Source organism: Propionicimonas sp. (assembly GCF_049840635.1).
Lineage (GTDB): Bacteria > Actinomycetota > Actinomycetes > Propionibacteriales > Propionibacteriaceae > Propionicimonas.
On the sequence record NZ_JASGKL010000004.1, the window covers coordinates 1,175,805 to 1,195,659 of the forward strand.

Annotated in this window: 22 protein-coding genes, 2 tRNA genes and 1 pseudogene; 12 read left to right on the forward strand and 13 right to left on the reverse strand. The window is 69.9% G+C overall.

What is annotated here, in order from left to right; all coding sequences use genetic code 11:
* Window positions 1-158 precede the first annotated feature (158 nt).
* Both QM779_RS05715 and QM779_RS05720 read right to left on the reverse strand, forming a co-directional pair.
* Window positions 159-569 carry a hypothetical protein gene (locus tag QM779_RS05715; protein WP_428532897.1) on the reverse strand — a complete coding sequence of 137 codons (411 nt, stop codon included), beginning with the start codon at window positions 567-569 and terminating at the stop codon, window positions 159-161.
* 272 nt (window positions 570-841) lie between these two features.
* Window positions 842-1,042: a hypothetical protein gene (locus tag QM779_RS05720; RefSeq protein ID WP_428533102.1), complete on the reverse strand. Its 201-nt coding sequence runs from the start codon at window positions 1,040-1,042 to the stop codon at window positions 842-844.
* Here QM779_RS05720 and QM779_RS05725 point away from each other — a divergent pair.
* Window positions 987-1,268 carry an ankyrin repeat domain-containing protein gene (locus tag QM779_RS05725; RefSeq protein ID WP_428533084.1) on the forward strand — a complete coding sequence of 94 codons (282 nt, stop codon included), beginning with the start codon at window positions 987-989 and terminating at the stop codon, window positions 1,266-1,268. The genes QM779_RS05720 and QM779_RS05725 overlap by 56 nt on opposite strands.
* 209 nt (window positions 1,269-1,477) lie before the next feature.
* Here the strand turns inward: QM779_RS05725 and QM779_RS05730 are convergent, their stop codons facing one another.
* The 3 genes from QM779_RS05730 to QM779_RS05740 form a co-directional block, all read right to left on the reverse strand.
* Window positions 1,478-1,717, reverse strand: coding sequence for a hypothetical protein (locus tag QM779_RS05730; protein ID WP_428532900.1), 240 nt, complete (start codon window positions 1,715-1,717; stop codon window positions 1,478-1,480).
* Window positions 1,714-1,965, reverse strand: a complete 252-nt coding sequence (locus QM779_RS05735; protein ID WP_428532903.1) for a ribbon-helix-helix domain-containing protein — start codon at window positions 1,963-1,965, stop codon at window positions 1,714-1,716. The genes QM779_RS05730 and QM779_RS05735 overlap by 4 nt, the downstream gene beginning before the upstream one ends.
* A 459-nt stretch (window positions 1,966-2,424) precedes the next feature.
* Window positions 2,425-3,357 (reverse strand): helix-turn-helix transcriptional regulator, encoded by a 933-nt coding sequence (locus QM779_RS05740; protein ID WP_428532906.1) that lies wholly within the window; start codon window positions 3,355-3,357, stop codon window positions 2,425-2,427.
* Between the two features lie 103 nt (window positions 3,358-3,460).
* On the opposite strand from QM779_RS05740, the gene QM779_RS05745 reads away from it, so the two are divergent.
* From QM779_RS05745 to QM779_RS05765, 5 genes and pseudogenes are all read left to right on the forward strand, one after another.
* The gene (locus QM779_RS05745) at window positions 3,461-3,934 is read left to right on the forward strand and encodes a cyclophilin-like fold protein (RefSeq protein ID WP_428532909.1); all 474 of its coding nucleotides are present in this window, start codon (window positions 3,461-3,463) and stop codon (window positions 3,932-3,934) included.
* Window positions 3,935-4,054: 120 nt separating this feature from the next.
* Entirely contained in the window at window positions 4,055-6,529 is a 2,475-nt protein-coding gene (locus QM779_RS05750; RefSeq protein WP_428532912.1) for an alpha-L-rhamnosidase N-terminal domain-containing protein, read from the forward strand.
* A gap of 49 nt (window positions 6,530-6,578) precedes the next feature.
* Window positions 6,579-7,250 carry a SemiSWEET family sugar transporter gene (locus tag QM779_RS05755; RefSeq protein WP_428532915.1) on the forward strand — a complete coding sequence of 224 codons (672 nt, stop codon included), beginning with the start codon at window positions 6,579-6,581 and terminating at the stop codon, window positions 7,248-7,250.
* Window positions 7,235-8,258: pseudogene (locus tag QM779_RS05760) on the forward strand (zinc-dependent alcohol dehydrogenase family protein). The gene QM779_RS05755 and the pseudogene QM779_RS05760 overlap by 16 nt, the downstream one beginning before the upstream one ends.
* Window positions 8,259-8,320: 62 nt before the next feature.
* Window positions 8,321-8,542, forward strand: a complete 222-nt coding sequence (locus tag QM779_RS05765) for a CocE/NonD family hydrolase (protein ID WP_428532918.1) — start codon at window positions 8,321-8,323, stop codon at window positions 8,540-8,542.
* On the opposite strand, the gene QM779_RS05770 is transcribed toward QM779_RS05765, so the two are convergent.
* From QM779_RS05770 to QM779_RS05790, 5 genes are all read right to left on the reverse strand, one after another.
* Window positions 8,540-8,612 (reverse strand) — tRNA-Glu (locus QM779_RS05770). The two genes, QM779_RS05765 and QM779_RS05770, sit on opposite strands and share 3 nt — an antisense overlap.
* A gap of 68 nt (window positions 8,613-8,680) precedes the next feature.
* A tRNA-Gln gene (locus QM779_RS05775) sits at window positions 8,681-8,752 on the reverse strand.
* 33 nt (window positions 8,753-8,785) lie between these two features.
* Window positions 8,786-9,775, reverse strand: a complete 990-nt coding sequence (locus tag QM779_RS05780) for a lysostaphin resistance A-like protein (protein WP_428532921.1) — start codon at window positions 9,773-9,775, stop codon at window positions 8,786-8,788.
* Window position 9,776: 1 nt separating this feature from the next.
* Window positions 9,777-10,580 carry a fumarylacetoacetate hydrolase family protein gene (locus tag QM779_RS05785; RefSeq protein WP_428532924.1) on the reverse strand — a complete coding sequence of 268 codons (804 nt, stop codon included), beginning with the start codon at window positions 10,578-10,580 and terminating at the stop codon, window positions 9,777-9,779.
* Window positions 10,581-10,589: 9 nt separating this feature from the next.
* Complete coding sequence (locus QM779_RS05790) at window positions 10,590-11,525, reverse strand: 2-hydroxyacid dehydrogenase (protein WP_428532927.1); 936 nt, start codon at window positions 11,523-11,525, stop codon at window positions 10,590-10,592.
* 22 nt (window positions 11,526-11,547) lie between these two features.
* On the opposite strand from QM779_RS05790, the gene QM779_RS05795 reads away from it, so the two are divergent.
* From QM779_RS05795 to QM779_RS05815, 5 genes are all read left to right on the forward strand, one after another.
* Entirely contained in the window at window positions 11,548-12,825 is a 1,278-nt protein-coding gene (locus QM779_RS05795; protein WP_428532930.1) for a thymidine phosphorylase, read from the forward strand.
* Window positions 12,826-12,836: 11 nt separating this feature from the next.
* Window positions 12,837-14,438, forward strand: coding sequence for an ATP-binding cassette domain-containing protein (locus QM779_RS05800; protein ID WP_428532933.1), 1,602 nt, complete (start codon window positions 12,837-12,839; stop codon window positions 14,436-14,438).
* Between the two features lie 209 nt (window positions 14,439-14,647).
* Window positions 14,648-14,887 (forward strand): creatininase family protein, encoded by a 240-nt coding sequence (locus QM779_RS05805; protein WP_428533087.1) that lies wholly within the window; start codon window positions 14,648-14,650, stop codon window positions 14,885-14,887.
* Entirely contained in the window at window positions 14,865-15,683 is an 819-nt protein-coding gene (locus QM779_RS05810; protein ID WP_428532936.1) for a mycofactocin-coupled SDR family oxidoreductase, read from the forward strand. Before QM779_RS05805 ends, QM779_RS05810 begins: the two co-directional genes overlap by 23 nt.
* A 977-nt stretch (window positions 15,684-16,660) precedes the next feature.
* Entirely contained in the window at window positions 16,661-17,251 is a 591-nt protein-coding gene (locus QM779_RS05815) for a hypothetical protein (protein WP_428532939.1), read from the forward strand.
* Between the two features lie 90 nt (window positions 17,252-17,341).
* Here the strand turns inward: QM779_RS05815 and QM779_RS05820 are convergent, their stop codons facing one another.
* The 3 genes from QM779_RS05820 to QM779_RS05830 all read right to left on the reverse strand — a co-directional run bounded on the left by QM779_RS05820 (window position 17,342) and on the right by QM779_RS05830 (window position 18,414).
* A complete protein-coding gene (locus QM779_RS05820; RefSeq protein WP_428532942.1) occupies window positions 17,342-17,740 on the reverse strand; it encodes a type II toxin-antitoxin system VapC family toxin in 399 nt (132 codons plus the stop codon).
* A complete protein-coding gene (locus tag QM779_RS05825) occupies window positions 17,737-17,955 on the reverse strand; it encodes a hypothetical protein (protein ID WP_428532945.1) in 219 nt (72 codons plus the stop codon). The genes QM779_RS05820 and QM779_RS05825 overlap by 4 nt, the downstream gene beginning before the upstream one ends.
* 126 nt (window positions 17,956-18,081) lie before the next feature.
* Window positions 18,082-18,414: a Uma2 family endonuclease gene (locus tag QM779_RS05830; RefSeq protein ID WP_428532948.1), complete on the reverse strand. Its 333-nt coding sequence runs from the start codon at window positions 18,412-18,414 to the stop codon at window positions 18,082-18,084.
* A 369-nt stretch (window positions 18,415-18,783) separates the two neighbouring features.
* On the opposite strand from QM779_RS05830, the gene QM779_RS05835 reads away from it, so the two are divergent.
* The gene (locus tag QM779_RS05835) at window positions 18,784-19,851 is read left to right on the forward strand and encodes a DNA glycosylase AlkZ-like family protein (protein ID WP_428532951.1); all 1,068 of its coding nucleotides are present in this window, start codon (window positions 18,784-18,786) and stop codon (window positions 19,849-19,851) included.
* Window positions 19,852-19,855 lie beyond the last annotated feature (4 nt).

Below are 19,855 nucleotides of genomic sequence, written 5' to 3' on the forward strand. Positions count from 1 at the left end.
CAGGGGTGGCGTCGCACCTGATCCCCACTCTGGGAGTCGGCCATCCGGCGCAGCGCCCTGGGTTTGGCCTTTACTGGATGCGCGGCCTCGTGGGGAAGGTCGGATCACTTGCTGCCAGAAGAGTGTGATCCGCAGCTGCCACGGGGCCGGTGCTGGCGTCAGCCGGCGCCCCAACTGGTGACCGTCCACGTCGCCGACGCGTCTGCGCGTGTCACAGTCCAGGTCCAGGCGCCATAGGTCGAGTCAGGATTCAGTCCGCTGCGCTGGCCGTTCGGGCCGACCCGGAACTGGGAGGTGAAGACGACCACGTCCTCGTGAGGTCGCGGCTGGCTGGCCAGAGCAATCTGCCGTGTGGAGAAGTTCTCGTCGTAGACGAGCCGCTGGAGAGTGCATCCCTCGAACTCCCGGAACTGGACAAGGACGGCGTCCGCGGCTGCCTGGAGGTCTGCCCGGCTGAAGACTGCCGAGTCCCCGAGGGTGACCGCGGCGCGGCTCACATCCCCCGGCGAGCTGCAGCCCCCGAGGGCAAGGGCCAGCGTGGCGACGAGAAGCGCAAACACCGTCCGCATGCCGCCAGCGTAGGGCGGCAACACGATCCCCACCGGCAACAGGCATGAGCCGATGGCCCGGCAGGCAGGCGCGGGATTCCCGACCGCGCTGTCACTCTCTCGTGCCGATGTGCGTTCTCTTGGGATGGCACGTCTGCCGCCGCAGCGATCCGTCCGGGCCTTGTCGGACGCCGACTCCGGCTTGAGTGTGAGTCTCTGCACTGTGTTTGGTGGACGAACTCGCAGCGTCCGGCGAACGAACGACTCTGCCGCGGGTCGAGCGATTGAACCTGTCACCGGCGGATTCTCGCCCGCACGCCAGACCTTGTGGGCAGAATGCCGTCACGGATCGAATGAACCGTCTTGAGTTGCACTACCGAGCCGCCGAAGGCGACCTCGCCGGCATCGCCGAGCGAGTTCAGGCGGGCGATCCGGTCGATGCGAGGGACAAGGCCGGCTTCACGCCCTTGCACTTCGCTGCACAGCAGATTCACGGCTCTGCTGCAGATTCACGGCTCTGCTGCGCGCGCACTCTTGCAGGCGGGGGCTGAGGTTGATCCCCAAGATGGCTACGGCGACACGCCTCTTTGGCGAGCGATCTTCAACTCTCGGGGAGAGGACGAGACGGTCTCGATCCTCCTGGCGGTGGGAGCCGACCCTGACATCTGCAACGCCTCTGGCGTCAGCCCCCGTGCGTTGGCCGAGCGGCTGGGCAGGTAGAGCCTGCTCGCTCCGAACGCCTGAGCCCGCAGAACACATTGATCTGCCGCTCCGCGCTCGCGCGAAGTGGATAGGAGGAGCCCAGGACCGTAGCGGGGCGATGTGAGCGTCGGTGATCCGACCTATGTCTGTGAATGCTCCGCACAGGCGGTCTCGCCGAGCTCTCTGGGCGCGTGACTGTGGGGTTCCGGTGCGGGTGTGGAGTCAGGTCAGTCCAGGAGGCTCAGGTAGGTGTTGCGTGCCTTCATTGCATGGATGATCACCTCGTTGCCACTATCGAAGCGGAGCACGATGATCTCCAGCAGCCTGCCGGCGGTGTCGAACCCCAGACGCAGTTGGCGAGCGGGGCTGTCCTGATCAGGTTCGCTGGCGTAGGCCCAGTGGGTGGCGGCGTGGATGGCGTCCTCGGCTGGGACGCCGTGCTTGAGCGCGGAAGGGTGGACCTTCACGCGACGTAGGCGCGGATGGCGGCGCGAATGGCTTCCGAGCGTGTGACGTGGTCTCGTTGGGCGCGTTCATCCACCGCGGCGAGCGTGGTGTCGTCGAGTCGGACCGGGACGACCTGGGCCGGGCCGTTGCCGATCGGCTTGCGGCCCCGCCGGCGGAGCTGCTCGACCTCGTATCCGGCTTCGGCTTCATCAGCCCAGGCCTGGATCTGGTCCTCGGTCACCGGGACCCCGTTGATCGTCTCATCCACGCCCAAAAGTGTAATACGGAATAGGTGTGCCGACAGCGAGGTTTGCTCCGCCTGGCGCGGGGTCGTCGGAGCGGCCTCGTCTTCGAGCAGGGCCCACCGAACCTCAGGCCCGAAGCGGCCAGGAACTGTGTCACCAGTGTGACATGGGTCCTGTCTGACACATCGCTCCTGATGGCCGGCAATAGCGCCCCTGACAAGGCATTACGCCGAGAGAGCGGGATCGCCCCCACTTGCGAGGGCAGATGCCCAGACAGCCGAAAGCCCCTTGCCAAAACCGTGTTTGACAAGGGGTTTCAGTAGCCCCGACGGGATTCGAACCCGCGCTACCGCCTTGAGAGTTCAACCCGGCCCTCGCGCGCCTGTTTGGGAGCGTTCTGAACGCTCCGCTGAGCGCGAAGCCCGCGCCCCCACAACCTCCTCAACACCCACCATGGTTCGCGAACTGTGTCCAGAATGTGCTCAATCCAGCTGGAGCGACTGGCCCGCCGTCGGGTCGACCCTTGTGGCCGGAGAGGTGTCCGTCGGTGCGGGTGCTGTGGTTGCTGCCCAGCTGGCGAGGAGTTGAAGGGCCTGGTGGGTGGGTGAGCCGGGTTCTGCGGTGTAGACGGTCATGGCGATGCCGGGTTCTCCGGCGAGGTCGAGGGTCTGGTAGGCCAGTTGCAGGTCGCCGACCACCGGGTGGTGGTAGTGCTTGGTGCCGGTGGTGTGGATGCGGACGTCGTGGGCGCTCCACCGACTGCGGAACTCCTCGCTGCGGGTGGAGAGTTCTCCGACGAGTTCGTGGAGTTCGGAGTCGTGGGGGTTGCGTCCGGCTTCGGTGCGGAGCATCGCGACGGTGATGTCGGCGAAGTAGTCCCAGTCTGCGTAGAACCGGCGGGCGGCGGGGTCGAGGAAGGTGAACCGGGAGAAGTTCGGCCGTCCTGTCGGGTCGTTGTACAGCTCGGAGTAGAGGGCCCTTCCGAGGTGGTTCGCGGCGAGCAGGTCGCCGCGCTGGTTGCCGACGGCTGCGGGAGCGTCGCGGATAGCGTCCAGAGTCCACTGCAACGCCGGGGTGGGCTGCCAGGGGCGGGAGGGCCGGCGCCGGGCCCGGGTGGTCAGCAGGCTGGTGCCAGTGGCGGCTCGGGCGAGGTCGAAGAGGTGTTCGCGCTCGGCATCCTCGAGTTGGAGCGCTGCGGCGATCGCGTCGAGCACGGCGGAGGACACCCCGGCGAGATCGCCGCGTTCGAGTTTCGAGTAGTACTCGACGCTGACGCCGGCGAGGTCGGCGACCTCGCCGCGGCGCAGCCCGGCGACCCTGCGGGTGCCGTGTGGGTGCAGGCCGGCCTGTTCGGGGGTGATCCGGGCGCGGCGGGTGATGAGGAAGTCGCGTACCTCTGCTCGGTTGTTGTCCACCCCTCAACGGTAGGGCGGGCACGGTGAGGGATGGGATGTTCTGCCGGTACACCCCACGGCAGAGACTTCCTGCGGGTACGGCCGTCGCGCTGCCATGGTGGGCATGAACAAGATCACCACCTGGATCAGTCTCGTGGCCGTTCTCCTGGTGCTGGCCGGCTGCAGTACGCCCGCGCCGGCGCCGTCCTATCAGCCGTCGGGGACGGTAGGAGCGGCAGGGATTCCGGTGGAGGTCGTGCGGGGTGGCCGGGTTGCCTCGGCTGTCCTGGACGACAGCCCGGCCGGCCGTGCGTTCGCCGGGAGTTTGCCGGTGACCGTCGAGGTGGATGACCGCTTCGGGCTTGCCCTGGTCGGCGCGCTGCCTGCCGGTCCTGAGGTCTCAGGGCAGACCCTGTCGACCCGGTTCGTGCTCGGTGAGATCGCCTATTCGCCCGAGGCGGAGGCGATCGCCGTGTTCCACGATGACCACACCAGTGGGGTCGCCTCGCCGGGCGTGGTGCGGCTCGGCGTGGTGACCGAAGGTCTGGACGGCGTCGCTGCGGCGAGCGGCCGGGTCACGATCCGGCCGGCCGGATGATGCGATCGACTCCGTCGCCGTGCTGGGGTGCCCTGGCAGAGGACCCCAAAGCCGTTGACCACCGATCACGCGCCCTCAACGATGAGGCTGTCGACCGCTGTTGAGTGAGGAGAGCGTTTGATGAGTGGGTCTGCGACCTTCCCGGGAGTGCGTTGGCACGGCAGCTGGATCGCCCCGGACGCGCCCGAGTTCGACCTTGAGCCGACCAGCGTCGGGTCCGATCTGGGGCACGCGGGATTCTCACGGGTGCAGTTCCGCCGCACTGTGACGCTCGATGACGTGCCGGGCGTCGTTCCGCTGCGACTGACCGCGGAATCGCGCTACGTGTTGTGGATCAACGGCGTCGAGGTGGGACGGGGACCCATCAGGTCTCAGCCGCGGCGTCTGCGGTACGACGAGTACGACATCGCCGGCTATCTGCGTCCCGGTGTGAACGCGGTGGCGGTGCTGGTCACCTACTACGGGCAGGCGAACTCGTTCTGGCAGCCCGCCGTCTCCAGCGGGCTGCTGGGACGCGACGCCCAGCTCGTGTTGGAAGCCAGGATCGGTGAGGACTGGCTGACCAGCGACGATCAGTGGCGGGCCATCCGCTCCACCGCGTGGCGGCTGGTGGGTGGCGGGGTCACGATGGAGGGCGTCCCGGTCGAGGTGCTGGACGCCCGCGAACTGGACCCGGCCTGGGTGACGACGGGTTTCGACGACGCCTCCTGGCCGCAGGCGACCGTGTTGAAGGCGACGCACACCGGAGGGCTGGCCGAGTCGCGGCCGCCGCTGGACCCGTTCGGCGCGCTGCTGCCGCGAGGGATCGGAGAGTTGGGCGGCGAGCGTGTGGCCCCCGCCACCGCGATCGTCGAACTCTCGAAGTCGCTTCCGGACCTGCCTGATCACCCGGCGCGTCGGCTGATCGCCCAGCTGTCCGGCGGCGGCAACGGCACCCCTGTTGCGCTGCCGCTCGAGGTGACGCCGGACGCCGAGAACGCCACGATCCTGACCTTCGACTTCGGACGGATCGTCGCCGGTCACGTCGAGGTGGAGGTCGACGCGCCGGCCGGGGTGCGGCTGGACCTGTTCTACCAGGAGCTGGCCGCCTACGACTACGCGAACGGCCCGATCGACTCCGCCCCGCGGACCGGTGCCAGCTACACGACCCGGGGCAGCGCCGACCGGTACCGGGCGCTGGAGGTCAACGGCCTGCGGCAGCTGTTCCTGCTGGTGCCACCGGGCACCGACCCGGTCGTGATCCGTGAGGTGGCGGTCGCCGAGTACCACTACCCGTTCACCGGTGAGGCCGCTTTCGAGTCCAGCGATCCGGAGTTGAACGCCTTGTACCGGGCTGGGATCCGGACCGTCGAGTTGAACTCGTTCGACTCGTTCACCGACTGCCCGACGCGCGAGCAGCGGGCCTGGGTGGGTGACGGGGTGGTGCACCAGCTCGTCCACCTGGTCGCGAACGCCGACTGGCGGTTGGCCCGCAACTATGTCCGGCTCGGCGCCTCGCCGCGTCCGGACGGCATGCTGCCGATGAGTGTGGTCGGCGAGATGGAGTACGGCGGAGCGTTCACGATCCCTGACTGGGCGCTGCACTGGATCCACGGTGTGTGGAACCTGTACCGCTACACCGGCGACCGCGATGAGGTCCTCGAACTGCTGCCCGTGGCCGAGCGGGTGCTGCGCTGGTATCTCCCGTTCGTCGACGAGCACGGGACGCTGTCGGATGTGCCGGAGTGGAACCTGATCGACTGGTCGAGCGTGTTCCCGTCCGGCCGGTCGTCTCTGATTACAGGGCTGTGGGCGCGTGGGCTGGCGGAGTTCGCCGAGATTTCCGAGTGGCTCGGCAACGGAGGCGCGGCCGCGTGGGCGCGGGGATTGTGGGAGCAGGCCCGGGTCGGTTACGAGTCGTTCTGGGACGCCGGTCGGGGCAGCTACCTCGACCACATTGTCGACGGTGTGCCCCAGCCGGCGATGTCGCAGGCCGCTGGAGCGGTCGCGATCGTCTCCGGCCTGGCACCGAGGGAGCGGTGGGCGTCTGTCATCGACGTGATCACCGACCCGGCCCGGCTGGTGATCCGTTCGTGGATCGGTGGGGCGGACGGCGGCTACGACATGGACAAGATGCGTGAGCAGTCCGTCGGCATCTATCGGATCGACTGGGACGCCGAGAACGAGATCGTCCGCGCCGAACCGTTCTTCAGCTACCTCGTCCACGACGCCGTGGCCGCTGCCGGCCGGGCCGAGCGGCTGATCGATCTGGTCCGCGCCTGGAGCGTCTTCCTCCACGACGGGTTCGACACCTTCGGCGAGTGCTGGGGCTGGGGCACCCCCGTCCACGGCTGGTCCGCGACCCCCACCAAGGACCTCGTCAGCTACATCCTGGGCGTCACCCCCGACGCACCCGGCTACACAACCGCACGGGTCGCGCCCCGGCCCGGATCGCTCGACTGGCTCAGCGGCACCGTCCCCACACCCCACGGCTACGTCCGCGTCGACGTCCGGGACAGCCACGTGGCGGTCGACAGCCCGGTCCCGGTCACGTTCGTGGCGCTGTCGGGAGTCGAAGCGGCACTGCCCGCCGGACGACACGAACTCAGCTTGTGACACCCGCGACCCACCACATCGGTCGCCGTACCGCGAGGAAGGAGCAACCGTGAACCTGGCTGATCTGTTCGGCTGGGCCGGCACCGTCACCGGCGTGCTGCTGGGGCTGCCCCAGCTGGTCCGACTGCTCCGCACCCGCAACGTCGACGGCCTGTCGGTGATCGCATGGCAGGCGATGCTCGCGGTCAACCTGGGCTGGACCGTCCACGGACTTCGCATCGGCCAGCCACCCCAGTGGATCACCAGCGTCCTCTCGCTCGCCGCGACCGTCCCGATCCTGATCCTGCTGGCGCGCGCCCTCCAGCGAAGGCTGCTCCCGGTCCTGCTGCCCGGCATCGCGTTCGCCGCGGTCATGGTCGCCGTCGACATCTGGTGGGGATCGGCCGCCTACGGGGTCATCGCGATCATCCCGGCCGTCATCTCCAACATCGGCCAGAGCGTCGAACTCGTCCGGGCGCCCCACGTCCAGGGCGTCTCGGTGCTGTTCCTCATCCTCGCCGTCGCCAACCAGGCCCTGTGGCTCACCTGGGCGATCCTCGTCCGCGACCCGGGAACGATCATCGCGGCGGTCACCAACGGCGTCCTCGGCGTGTTCAACCTGAGCTGGTACACCGCGCGACGGCTCGGCCTGCCGCCCGCTTTCGTGCGCACCGAGAAGTCCCGTCCGGCAGCAGCCCGGACGGCCAATCAGAAGGAGAGTTCATCGTGCGAGGTGTGTTGATGTACGGGCCCGGGGACGTCCGGGTCGAGGCCCGCGAGGACGCGCGAATCGAGCTGCCCACCGACGCAGTGCTGCGGCTCACGGCGACCTGTGTGTGCGGCTCGGACCTGTGGTCCTACCGGGGGTTCGAGTCCCCCGACTGGCCCGTGCCGATGGGCCACGAATACTGCGGAGTGGTCGAGGAGATCGGCTCTGCTGTCACTTCGGTCAAGCCCGGCGACTTCGTGGTCGGGTCGTTCTTCGCCTCCGAGGGCACGTGCGAGATTCTGCCGGGCCGGTTACCACTCCGGCTGCCTCCACCGCGCATCCGCCTGCCCCGGCGGAGCCCAGGCCGAACTGCTCCGGGTGCCGCTCGCGGACGGCACCCTGGTCGCCACCCCCGGTCTGCCGGACGCCGACCTGGTGCCGTCGTTGCTGGCCGCCTCGGACGTGCTCGGCACCGGCTGGTTCGCAGCGACCGCCGCGGCTGTCGGACCCGGCAAGACCGTCGCCGTCGTGGGAGACGGGGCGGTCGGGCTGCTCGGCGTGCTGGCGGCCAAGCAACTCGGTGCGGAGCGGGTCATCGCGATGAGCCGCCACGAGGACCGGCAGCGGCTCGCCGTCGAGTTCGGCGCGACCGACGTCGTCGCCGAGCGGGGCGAGGACGGAGTGGCCAGGATCCTGGACCTCACCGACGGGTACGGCGCCCATTCGGTGCTGGAGTGTGTGGGCACCGCCGAGTCGATGCAGCAAGCGATGAAGACAACCCGGCGGGGCGGTCATCTCGGGTACGTCGGCGTCCCCCATGGCGTCACCTTCGACGGCATCGAGCTGTTCTTCAGCCACGTGCACCTGCACGGCGGCCCGGCGCCGGTCCGGGCGTACCTCCCGGACCTCATCGAGCGGATCTACACCCGGCAGATCAACCCCGGCCGGGTCTTCGACCTCACCCTGCCCCTCGACCAGGCCGCCGAGGCCTACCGGGCGATGGATCAGCGGCGGGCCATCAAGGCGCTGCTCGTGCCCTGAGCGGACGCGGGCGCTCTCGTCCGCGGCAGGAACACAGATCGCAGCCGGAGAGGATCACGCAGATGGCGACGTTCGGGGTGCAGACCGGTGTGATGGTACCGATGCGCGACGGGGTCCGGCTCGCCACGGACGTGTATCTGCCTGATACCCGGCCGGCGCCGGTGCTGCTGACCAGAACCCCGTACGACAAGGACCGGGTCGCCGCGTTCAGCGACCGACCTCGACCAGAACGAAAACGAAACCCCTTGCCAGAGTTGACTCTGACAAGGGGTTTCACCTTGTAGCCCCGACGGGATTCGAACCCGCGCTACCGCCTTGAGAGGGCGGCGTGCTAGGCCGCTACACAACGGGGCCAGCACTTTGTTGCTCTCACAACCCAGCGAACTTTACAGGAGCTCTCCAGCTGCCGCGAATCCGCTGCGCTGGGGTACTAGGACTCGAACCTAGACTGACGGAACCAGAATCCGGCGGGCTGCCAATTACCCCATACCCCACAGTCGGCCCCGGGGGGCCGAGTGGTGACTTTACTAGACCTCGTCCGTCGCAACAAACCGAACCCCCGGCGTGGCCGTCGCCACCTTCATCCGGCCGGCGATGACCACCGCCAGCGCGGCGAACGCCGCGAACCCCGCCAGGCTGACGGCGAGCTCCAGCCAGGTCGTCGTCGTGGTCGTCCTGGTCGCCACCATCGTCCCCGACAGCGCCGCCCAGCCGAACGCGATCACGTTGTTCGCCACGTGCGCGGCGATCCCCGCCTCCAGGCCGCCGGTCTTCACCACCAGCCAGCCGGCCAGGACGCCGAACACGAACCGGTACAGGAACGCAGGCAGGTTCTGCGTCCCGTGCATCAGGGCGAAGATCGCCGCCGACCCCACCACCCCGAACCACGGGCTGTTCGGCGCCGTCGTGTGGATCGCCTGCAACAGGTAACCGCGGAAGAAGTACTCCTCCGCCGCGGCCTGCAGGGGCGAGGTGAGCAGGATCGCGACCACGAAGCCCCAGAACGCCGGCTCCGGCTGCACCGCCCACGGCTGGCCGATCCGCGACAACGCCCACACCGCACCGAGCACGAGCAACGCCGCAGCGAGGGTCACGAACCCGTACCGCCACCGGAAACCCGGCTGGACGGAGTGCAGCCACCGCGGGTGGAACCGGTGGACGAAGAGCACCAGCGCCAAGCTGATCGGGATCAGGGTGGCCAACCCCAGCTGCGTCGCCACCATCCCCGACGGCTCGGAGAACGTGTTCGTCACCTGCGTGGCCCAGGCCAGGAACGTCGACGGCGATCCCTCCGCCAGCCAGAACAGCCCGACAACCCCGGACATCACCCACGGCGCGAGCACCACGTAGGTGATCAGGCCGAGCATCGACCCGCCCACACCGAGCGCCACGCTGCGCCAGCGCGCCCGCAGCGGGTCGTCGACGATCAACACCTCCGGGTAGGTCACCCCCGGCTGCGGCTCGTACTTCACGAAGCCCTGGACGCGCGCCCGCACCAGGTCCCCCAGCGCCGACACCTCAGGCGTCCTCGGCCACGACGGGGTTCGTCAGCGTCCCGATCCCGGAGATCGTCACGCTCACCCGGTCGCCCGGCTCCATCGGCCCGACTCCCGCCGGCGTCCCGGTGAGGATCACGTCCCCGGGCAGCAGCGTCGTGAACGAGGTGACGTAGGAAATCAACTCGGCGATCGGGTGCACCATCAGGGACGTGTTGCCCACCTGCACCGGTTCGTCGTTGAGCGAGGTGAGCAGGTCCAGCCGGCCCGCCTCCTCGAGGTCGATGTGCGTGGAGATCCACGGCCCGAGCGGGCAGAAGCTGTCGAAGCCCTTGGCCCGCGTCCACTGCCCGTCCGTCTTCTGCAGGTCACGGCACGTGACGTCGTTGGCCACGGTGTAGCCGAAGATGACGTCTCCCGCCCGCTCGACGGGCACCCGCCGGCAGATCCGGCCGATCACCACCGCGAGTTCGCCCTCGTAGTGCAGGTCCGTGGTCTCGGCCGGACGGACGATCGGTTCGTCCGGGCCGACCACCGACGTGTTCGGCTTCAGGAACGCCAGCGGCGACGCGGGCGCCTCGTTGCCCAGTTCGCGGGCGTGCTCGACATAGTTGCGGCCGATGCCGACGATCTTGCTGCGCGGGATCACCGGCGCGACCAGCCGGACGTCGGCGAGCGCCAGCCTCTCCCCCGTGTAGTGCACCGGACCGGCCAGCGGATCCCCCGACACCACGGCGACGGTCTCGGGATGGGGACCCTGGTCCTCCGCCAACTCGACGACGCCGTAGGTCGGGTCGCCCTGGGCCACGAATCTGGCTACGCGCATGGGCGAAGGTTAGCCTGCCACCACGTTCTCCAGCGGTTCGCCCGCGGCGAACCGGGCCAGCTGCGCGCGGACGAGCTTCTGCATCCGCGGGTAGAACGCGGTGCTCTGACCGCCCACGTGCGGACTGATGAAGACCCCCGGCGTCGTCCACAGCGGGTGGTCCGGCGGCAGCGGTTCGGGGTCGGTGACGTCGAGCGATGCCCGGACCCGCCCGGAAGCGGTTGCCGCGACCAGCGCGTCGGTGTCCACCACCCTTCCGCGGGCGACGTTCACCAGCAGCGCGCCGTCGGGGAGCGCGGCCAGCTGCACAGGGCCGATCAGGTGCTCGGTCTGCGGGGTGAGCGGGGTGATCAGGAACACCACGTCGGCCTCGGCGAGCAGCGCGTCCAGTTCCTCGATCGGGTGCACCTCGACCTCACCAGTGCGCGCCCTGCGGGCGACCCGCGTGACGGAGGCCACCTCGAAGCCGGCCAGCCGCTGCTCGATCGCCGCGCCGATCCGGCCGTAGCCGACGATCAGGACGCGGCGGTCGGCCAGCGAGGTCGCGAAGTCGTTGCCCCACGTCCCGCTCGGCATGTTGCGCGCGTAGGTGTCGAGGTGGCGGTTGTTCGCCAGCGCCAGCGCGACGGCCAGCTCGGCCGTGCTGGCGTCGTGGACGCCGGCGGCGTTGCACAGCCGCACGCCGTCGGGCAGGTAAGGCAGGTAATTGTCGAAGCCGGCGCTGAGCAGCTGCACGACCTTCAGCGAGGGCATCTCCCCCACCCGCGCCATCACCTTCGTGGGCGGGAACATGTAGGGCGCCACCAGGAACTCCACCTCGCCGATCGAGTCCGGCCACGTCCCGTCCGCGAGGAAGCAGTCGGCCACCAGGCCGTCGGGGAGAGGGCCGAGTGCGGCCTCCGCGGCGTCGAGGTCGGGATAGGGCAGCCAGATGCGTCGAGCCATGCCCCTACCCTATGGTGCGCTCATGAGCAGCTTCGACGCCGTGGAACTCATTCGCACCAAGCGGGACGGGGGCCGGCTGGGCGAGGCGGCCATCGACTGGCTGATCCGGGCCTACACCGACGGCGAGGTCACCGACGAGCAGATGTCGGCGATGGCGATGGCGATCTTCTTCCGGGGTCTGGACGGGGCAGAACTCGCGCGCTGGACGCAGGCCATGATCGCCACCGGCGAGCGGATGGACTTCTCCGGCCTGTCGAGGCCGACGGTCGACAAGCACTCCACCGGCGGCGTCGGCGACAAGATCACGCTGCCGCTGGCCCCCCTCGTCGCGGCCTGCGGCGCGGCCGTCCCGCAGCTGAGCGGACGCGGCCTCGGCCACACCGGAGGCACGCTGGACAAGCTGGAGGCGATCCCCGGCTGGCGGGCGTCGCTGTCGAACGCGGAGATGCTGTCCCAGCTCGAGTCGGTCGGCGCCGTGATCTGCGCGGCCGGCTCCGGCCTGGCCCCCGCCGACAAGAAGCTGTACGCGCTGCGCGACGTCACCGCGACCGTCGAGTCGATCCCGATGATCTCCGCGTCCATCATGAGCAAGAAGATCGCCGAGGGCACTGCTTCACTCGTGCTGGACGTGAAGACCGGCGCGGGCGCGTTCATGAAGACCTACGCCGACTCGAAGGCCCTCGCAGAGACGATGGTCGGCATCGGCACCGCCGCCGGGGTGAACACGGTCGCCCTCATCACCAACATGGACACTCCGCTCGGTCGCAGCGCGGGCAACGGCCTCGAGGTCGCCGAGTCGGTCGACGTGTTGGCCGGCGGCGGGCCTGCGGACGTCGTCGAGCTCACCCTCGCCCTTGCCCGCGAGATGCTGGCCTGCGCCGGCATCGACGCCGACCCGGCCGACGCGCTCGCGTCCGGCAGGGCCATGGACACCTGGAAGGCCATGATCCGCGCGCAGGGCGGCGACCCGGACGCCCCGCTGCCGGCGGCGAAGCACACCGAGGTGATCACCGCGGGCGCGGACGGCTACCTGTCCCGGATGGACGCGATGGCCGTCGGTCTGGCCGCCTGGCGGCTCGGCGCCGGACGGGCGAAGCAGGGCGACCCCGTCCAGGCCGCGGCGGGCGTCACCTGGCACGCCGGGGTCGGGGACGCCGTCCGCGCGGGCCAGCCACTGTTCACCCTGCACACCGATACCCCGGACCGGATCGAGCGGGCCGTCGCCGCGCTCGACGGCGCGGTGGACATCGCGGCGTCCGCCCCCGAGCCGGCGCCGGTCGTGCTCGAGCGGATCGGCTGACCGGAGCGACGATGGGCCACGTCGACCTGTCCGGCGTCCGGTACGAGTTGCCGGACGGACGGGTGCTGCTCGATGACGTGTCCTTCCGGGTCGGCGACGGTCGCAAGGTGGCCCTGGTCGGCGCGAACGGGGCCGGCAAGTCCACCCTGCTGCGGATCATCACCGGCGAGACCACACCGAAGGCCGGCACGGTCACCCGGTCCGGCGGGCTCGGCGTGATGCCCCAGTTCGTGGGCAGCGGGGTCGTGGGCGGTGATGACGACCGGGCGCCGGTGAGTGACCCCACCGTGGCCGACCTGCTGCTGTCGGTCTCTCCCGCCCGCGTCCGGAACGCCGCGGCCGCGGTCGACGCCAGCGAACGCGCCCTGATGGAGACCGATGACCTCGACGCCCAGCTGGCCTACGCGCACGCGCTGGCGGAGTTCACCGACGCCGGCGGCTACGACGCCGAGGTCGCGTGGGACGTGTGCACCATCGCCGCGCTCGGCGTCCCCTATGACCGCGCGAAGTACCGTGAACTACGGACGCTGTCGGGCGGCGAGCAGAAACGGCTGGTGTTGGAATACCTGCTGCGCGGGCCGGACGAGGTGCTGCTGCTCGACGAGCCCGACAACTACCTCGACGTCCCCGGCAAGACCTGGCTGGAGGACCGGATCACCGAGTCGGCCAAGACGATCATGTTCGTCTCGCACGACCGCGAACTGCTGGCCAGGACCGCCGACCGGATCGTCACCATCGAGCTCGGCGCCGACGGGAACCGGGCGTGGACGCACGCGGGCGGATTCGCGTCCTACCACCAGGCCCGCCGCGACCGGTTCGAGCGCTTCGACGAGCTCCGCCGGCGCTGGGACGAGGAGCACGACAAGCTGCGCACGCTCGTGGCGACGTTGAAGCAGAAGGCGACCTACAACGACGGCATGGCCAGCCGGTACCAGGCCGCCCAGACCCGGCTGCGCAAGTTCGAGGAGGCCGGCCCTCCCACCGAGCAGCCGCGCGAGCAGCACGTCCGGATCCGGCTGACCGGCGGACGGACGGCCAAGCGCGCGGTGACCTGCGAGCAGCTGGAGCTCCGGCTCGCCACCGGAGACGGTGGGTCGAGTGCACTGATGAAGCCGTTCGACCTCGAGCTCTGGTACGGCGACCGGGTGGCCGTGCTCGGCTCGAACGGCTCCGGCAAGTCCCACTTCCTCCGCCTGCTCGCCCGCGGCGGCTCGCTGCCCGACCTGGAGCATGAGCCGGTCGGCGGGCTCGACGCGGTCGCGCCCGTCCCGCACACCGGCAGGGCGCGGCTCGGCGCCCGGGTGCGTCCGGGATGGTTCGTCCAGACCCACGAGCACCCCGAGCTGGTCGGTCGGACCCTGCTCGACATCCTCCACCGCGGCGACGCGACGCCGGACGGACGCGGGCGCGTGGGGATGGGCAGGGAGCAGGCGGCCCGCGTCCTCGACCGCTACGAGCTCGCGCACGCCGGCGAGCAGGCGTTCGAGACCCTGTCCGGCGGCCAGCAGGCCCGCTTCCAGATCCTCTTGCTCGAGCTGTCCGGTGCCACGCTGCGTCTTCCTAGCGCCGTCGTGGCACCGCCGCTGACCTACACCGCCAGCGGGGAGCACTAGGGATTCGCCGGGACCAGCTCGATCGGTAGCGCGGCCCTGGTGACCGTCGTGGTCGAGCTGGTGCGGTCATCTCTCGCTCTGGGCCGGTCGTATCGTGCTGGTCAACGGCCACGGCGGGAATACTGCGGCGCTGACCACCGCGGTCGGCCAACTGGTCGACGAAGGCCACGTCGTGTCCGTGGGTCGCGTGCGCGACCGAGGGCGTCGACCTGCACGCCGGGCGTACGGAGACCTCGCTCATGCTGCACCTGCGGCCCGAGAGCGTACGCCTGGACCGGGCCGAGCCGGGCAACGTCGCCCCCCTTGCCGAGCTGTGGCCGGCCATGCGGGAAGGTGGTGTCCGCGTGGTCTCGGCCAACGGCGTCCTCGGCGACCCCACCGGGGCCTCGGCAATCGAAGGACGACAGATCCTCCAGGAGCTCATCGATGGCGCCCTCCAACGACTCTGACCGTCACCCGGGCCGGGTCGCCCTGGTCACCGGCGCCGGCCGCGGCATCGGCGCCGCGACTGTCGACCGTCTCGTCGCCGACGGCTACCACGTCTGTGCCCTCGACATCTGCCGCGGCGGCGACGTGCTGCCCGGGATGGGCTATCCCTTCGCCACCCCCGCCGACTTACGCGCCCTGGCGCTGCGGCACGGCGATCGCGTACTCGCCCTGGAGGCCGACGTCCGGGACCGGGAGGCCCTCGACCTCGCCGTCAACCAGACGCTGGACCGATTCGGCCGCCTCGACGCCGCCGTCGCCGCGGCCGGAGTGATGGTCGGCGGCCAAACCCAGTGGGACACTCCCGCCGAGCATCTCGACACACTGCTCGACGTCAACGTCCACGGCGTCTGGAACACCGCCGCGGCCGCGATCCCCCACTTCCTCCTCGGACCAGACCCGGCCGGCTGCCGGTTCGTCGCCGTCGCGTCGGCCTCTGGAGAGCGTGGCCTGTTCCACCTCACCGCGTACGCCGCCAGCAAGCACGCGGTCATCGGCATCGTCCGCGGACTCGCCGCCGACCTCGCCGGTACCGGCGTCACCGCCGTCGCCATGTCGCCGGGGTCCACCAATACCCCGATGCTGCAGGCGACCGCCGACCTCTACGGCACCACCCCGGCAGAGCTGGCCAGCCACCAATCCCTGCAACGTCTCCTGAACCCCGCGGAGATCGCGGCCACGATCGCGCTGGCCTGCTCGCCCGAAGGCGCCGCACTCAACGGGTCGGTGATCCGGGCCGACGGCGGCTTCGGGCAATGACCTCTGCGCGCCAACCGTTCGCCGGCGAACTGCCCGCGGGCTTCACCGTCCGGCTACGTCCGGAGTCGCATCGGGCAGATTTCCGCGGCCAATTGCTCCTCGGCGGCAGCCCGCTCACCGCCTTACGCATCACCGGCGCCGTCCGGGAACACTGCCTGGCCGAATGGAGTCCTGACCGTCGCCGGCCCAGCCACCCAGAAGCTCGCCCGCCGCCTCTCCTGGACATCAACCTCGGCGATATCCGGGACCTGGACGGCCTCGACCGAGCCTCACCCAGCGACCTCACCGTGGTGATCCCGGCTCGCGACCGGGCCGACCAGCTCGACCGGACCCTTGCTGCGCTCCGGCCGCTACGGTGCATCGTGGTCGACGACGCCTTCCGCGGATGCCCTCGCCGTCGCCGCCGTAGCGGAGCCGACACTCGGCTCAGCTGGTGGCGCTGCTCGGACCTCGGCCCGGGAGGAGCCAGGAACGCCGCGGCTGGCCAGGGTCACCACGCCGACTGGTCGCGTTCGTCGACTCCGATGTCACCATCGCCGGCGAGGATCTCCTGGGCCTCACCCGCCACTTCACCGACCCGGCCGTCGCACTCGTCGGGCCGCGGGTGTCCGGGAAGAGCCGAGCGGCCCGGCGGCGGTGGTTCGAGCGGTACGACGAGCTCGCCTCCTCCCTGGACCTCGGCATGACCCCCGCCACTCCGTACGCCCTTTCGGCAACGTCGCCTATCTCCCCAGCGCGTGCCTCGTCGCGCGGACCGCCGACCTGGTTCTCGATTGCGATCACCGTGCCCCGGCACCGGCGGCTCCCGGCGATCGCTACAGCCTCGCCCAGTCAGGACAACCCCTGAGGCTCGGCCCAGGCCGGCCACGTCACCCTGGCGAGGAGACGGTTTCGACCCCACGCTCCGTGTCGGCGAAGACGTCGACCTGGTCTGGCGCCTGATCGGGCAAGGTCACAGCGTCCGGTTTGACCCCGGAGTGCAGGCCGAGCACGACACCCGCGGCACGCTCCGCGCCTGGCTGGGCCGCACGTACGTCTACGGCACCAGCAGCGCTCAGCTTGCCGCGCGTCACGAGGGCAACGTCGCTCCGGCAGTCCTGACGCCTGCCTACGCTGCCTGCGCGGCCGCGTTCCTCACCCGGACCCGCTGGGCTGTCCCGGCCACCGTCGTCGGGCTCGCGATCGGGACCCGCCGTATCCATCAGGCGCTCCCGTCAGCACCCAGGCCGATCGCGATGCGGGTCGCGGCCAGCGGGCTGCTCTGGGCGCTGCGCCAGGAAGCAGCGCTGCTCCTGCGACACTGGTGGCCGCTCGCCCTCGCTGCGGCTCCCACCAGCAAACTCCTCCGACGGGCGATCCTCAGCGCCGTCGTCGTCGACACCCTCACCGCTCTCCACGAGCACCGGCCCGTGTCGTTCCGAGATGCGCTGGTCGTCGCTACCGGGCGCCGGCTCGACGACACGGCCTACGGAGCCGGACTCTGGTCGGGCGCCATGTCCGCCCGCTCCTGGGCCTGCCTGTTGCCCAGGCGGCGCGCCCTCGGTCATCTACCGAAGAACAGGCAGTAGCCGCGTTTGCCGGCGGCTTTCGGCGATTTCCGCGCTCTACTGCCTGTTCTTCGGCATCTTCCACCTCGGTCGAGCTTTGGCTAAAGGCGCTCAGAGCGATTGGACGACGATCTGTGGATGCGCGCTGGTGAGCTCCCCGATGTCATCCGGATCAGACGTGAGAATGACGACCCTGCCGGATATCGCGAGCGCGGTCGCGCAGACCATCGCGTCCAGTGCCGCCTCATGCCCGTGGCGACCGGCCTCTTGCAGCAGCGCCGTCGACCGCTTGGCCAGGCCCTTGGTCAATGGCTCGACGCTGAGTCGCGAAAGGGTCCAGTCCAGGGCGGCTCTCTTCGTCGTGGGGTTCGCGGCTTCCACGATCGTCGCGGCGCTGACCACGACCGGAAGGTCCGCGCGGCGGGCGGCCTCGATCCACTCGATGACATCCGCGTCGCGATCCGCAGCACGCGAGAGTCCCTCGCTGTCGAGAACGACGGCGTTGCTCACGCGGCGCCGGCCGCGCGGTCACCGGTCAGGATCGCCACCTTGCGCGCCACGGCCGCCTCGTCCAGCGGACCGTTCTCCTTCTCGTACGCCGCCACGACCTCAGCGAGGTTGTCCCGCTCGATCTGACGTAGCGCGGCCGCCTCCAGGTAGGCCGAGACGCCTCGGCCTCCGACTCGATCCCGGATCGCCTGGAGCGTCCCGGCAGTGAGGCTCACTGAGAGTCCCTGGGCAGGACCCTCGCCAGGAAGCAACGCCTTATCGACATTCACCCGGCGAGTTTAGCATTCCAAATAGCAAACACTGCCGTCCGCGCAGCCCCCTGACGACTCGTCGGGTGCGGGTCAACTGACGAGCGACGCCGGAGTGAAGCTCACCGGGAACGGCGAGGCGACCTCGAACAGCTCCGTGCCCGCTGCGCGTCCGACCTCTCGGTAGGCGCCGTCGGCAAGGTCCCAGGCGATCACCGAAGGCTCATCCGGGTCCACCACCCAATAGTGCGCACAGCCAGCCCGCTCCAGCCGATCCTTCTTCAGCAGCAGGTCGATGCCCCGCGTCGAAGGCGACAGCACCTCCACCGCAAGCAACGGCGCCACCGGCAGATCGGCCTCGGTGAAGTCCTCGGGCCGCGCCACCAACAGATCCGGCTGGATCACCGTGTTATCAGCCAGCACCACATCGAAAGGGGCGAACAGTACTTCGTACTCGGCAGGACACGCCTTGACGACAGTGAGTAGACAGCGTTCGGAGTGCCCGCTGATGAAGGGTTCGCGGGGCCGGGGTCACGACAAGAACCCCGTCGACGAGCTCGTAGCGATGCCCGTCATCGGGCACCGCCTCCAGGTCCGCACGCGTCAACTCCCGCCCATACGGCAAGAACCCACGCACCTCGGTCGTCACAACCGTCATCGTAATAGCCTCCTTCGCCCATGCCTGCCGATCCAACCGGTTCGGGTGGGACACCGCCAGGGTCGATTTCTCGGCTGTGGATAACTGATGATCGCTCGACGTTGACGCGCGACCTCGATCGCTGGTCGACTGGCGCCGTGCTGCATCTCACCGCTGTCGAGGCGCGGCGGATGCGTTGGCAGGCACACCTGCTGGGCGGCTCGAACCTCGATCCGGCCGCCGTGGTGGAGCGTGCAGTAGCGCTGCAAGGGCAGGATCTGCACGCCGTGGTCCGGGCGATCGCGATCCGCTCGCGGCCGGGGACGACTGTCCCCGACGTACGCGCTGCCTTCGACGCCGGCCGGCTCGTCCGGTCCTGGCCGATGCGGGGAACGCTCTTCGCGACGACGCCGGCGCACCTCTCCACGCTGCTGCACTTCACCGCGGAGCGTACGCACCGCGCGGCAGCCAGGCGCCGCGCCGAACTCGGCATCGACGACACCGTACTCCTGCGTGCACGGGACGTGCTCGCAGAGGCGCTCTCCGAGCGACCACTTCGTCGCGCCGAAGCCCTCACGCTCTGGGAAGCAGCCGGGATCGAAACGAGTGCCGGGCGGGGCTATCACTTGCTCGTGCACCTGTGCGTCGACGGGCTTGCGCACTGGGGTCGGTTCGACGACACCGGGTCGGAGCAACTCCTGACCCGGTTCCTGACCCCGGCGACAACACCAGCGGCAGCGGATCCTGCCACCGCAACCGCCTCGCTGGCAGCCGTCGTGCGCGACTTCGCCGCCTCCCGGGGGCCGGTCACGGAAACCGACCTGGCGTGGTGGACCAAACTCCCGAAGACCACTCTCCGGCGCGCGGCCGGCACAGTCGAGGAACTGGTGGAAGTGGACGTGGAGGGTACGACGGCATGGTTGGCCGGTGAGCCCGACCGCCCCCAGCCGAGCGGGGTGACGCTGGTCCCCGGCTTCGACGAATGGATCCTCGGCTACGCCGACCGCTCCCTGGTAGCGAGCCCCGCGATGCTCGACGCGCTCGTCCCGGGTCGTAACGGCATCTTCCGGCCCGCGATCCTGGTCGACGGTGTCGTGGTCGGCACCTGGCGGCTCCTCCGCTCCACCCGCCCTATGCCCGAGCCTGCCGTCGACTTGGTGGAGTCGGTTTCCGCGCGGACCCGCCGGGCGATCGGCCGCGCTGTCGCCGACTGGCCGCACAGTTGACCGG

Bases quoted from the DNA above. Each gene is read 5' to 3' on its own strand.
- QM779_RS05715 (WP_428532897.1), bottom strand. From the start codon at position 569: ATGCGGACGGTGTTTGCGCTTCTCGTCGCCACGCTGGCCCTTGCCCTC.
- QM779_RS05725 (WP_428533084.1), top strand. From the start codon at position 987: ATGCGAGGGACAAGGCCGGCTTCACGCCCTTGCACTTCGCTGCACAGC.
- QM779_RS05745 (WP_428532909.1), top strand. From the start codon at position 3,461: ATGAACAAGATCACCACCTGGATCAGTCTCGTGGCCGTTCTCCTGGTG.
- QM779_RS05750 (WP_428532912.1), top strand. From the start codon at position 4,055: ATGAGTGGGTCTGCGACCTTCCCGGGAGTGCGTTGGCACGGCAGCTGG.
- QM779_RS05765 (WP_428532918.1), top strand. From the start codon at position 8,321: ATGGCGACGTTCGGGGTGCAGACCGGTGTGATGGTACCGATGCGCGAC.
- QM779_RS05785 (WP_428532924.1), bottom strand. From the start codon at position 10,580: ATGCGCGTAGCCAGATTCGTGGCCCAGGGCGACCCGACCTACGGCGTC.
- QM779_RS05790 (WP_428532927.1), bottom strand. From the start codon at position 11,525: ATGGCTCGACGCATCTGGCTGCCCTATCCCGACCTCGACGCCGCGGAG.
- QM779_RS05795 (WP_428532930.1), top strand. From the start codon at position 11,548: ATGAGCAGCTTCGACGCCGTGGAACTCATTCGCACCAAGCGGGACGGG.
- QM779_RS05800 (WP_428532933.1), top strand. From the start codon at position 12,837: ATGGGCCACGTCGACCTGTCCGGCGTCCGGTACGAGTTGCCGGACGGA.
- QM779_RS05810 (WP_428532936.1), top strand. From the start codon at position 14,865: ATGGCGCCCTCCAACGACTCTGACCGTCACCCGGGCCGGGTCGCCCTG.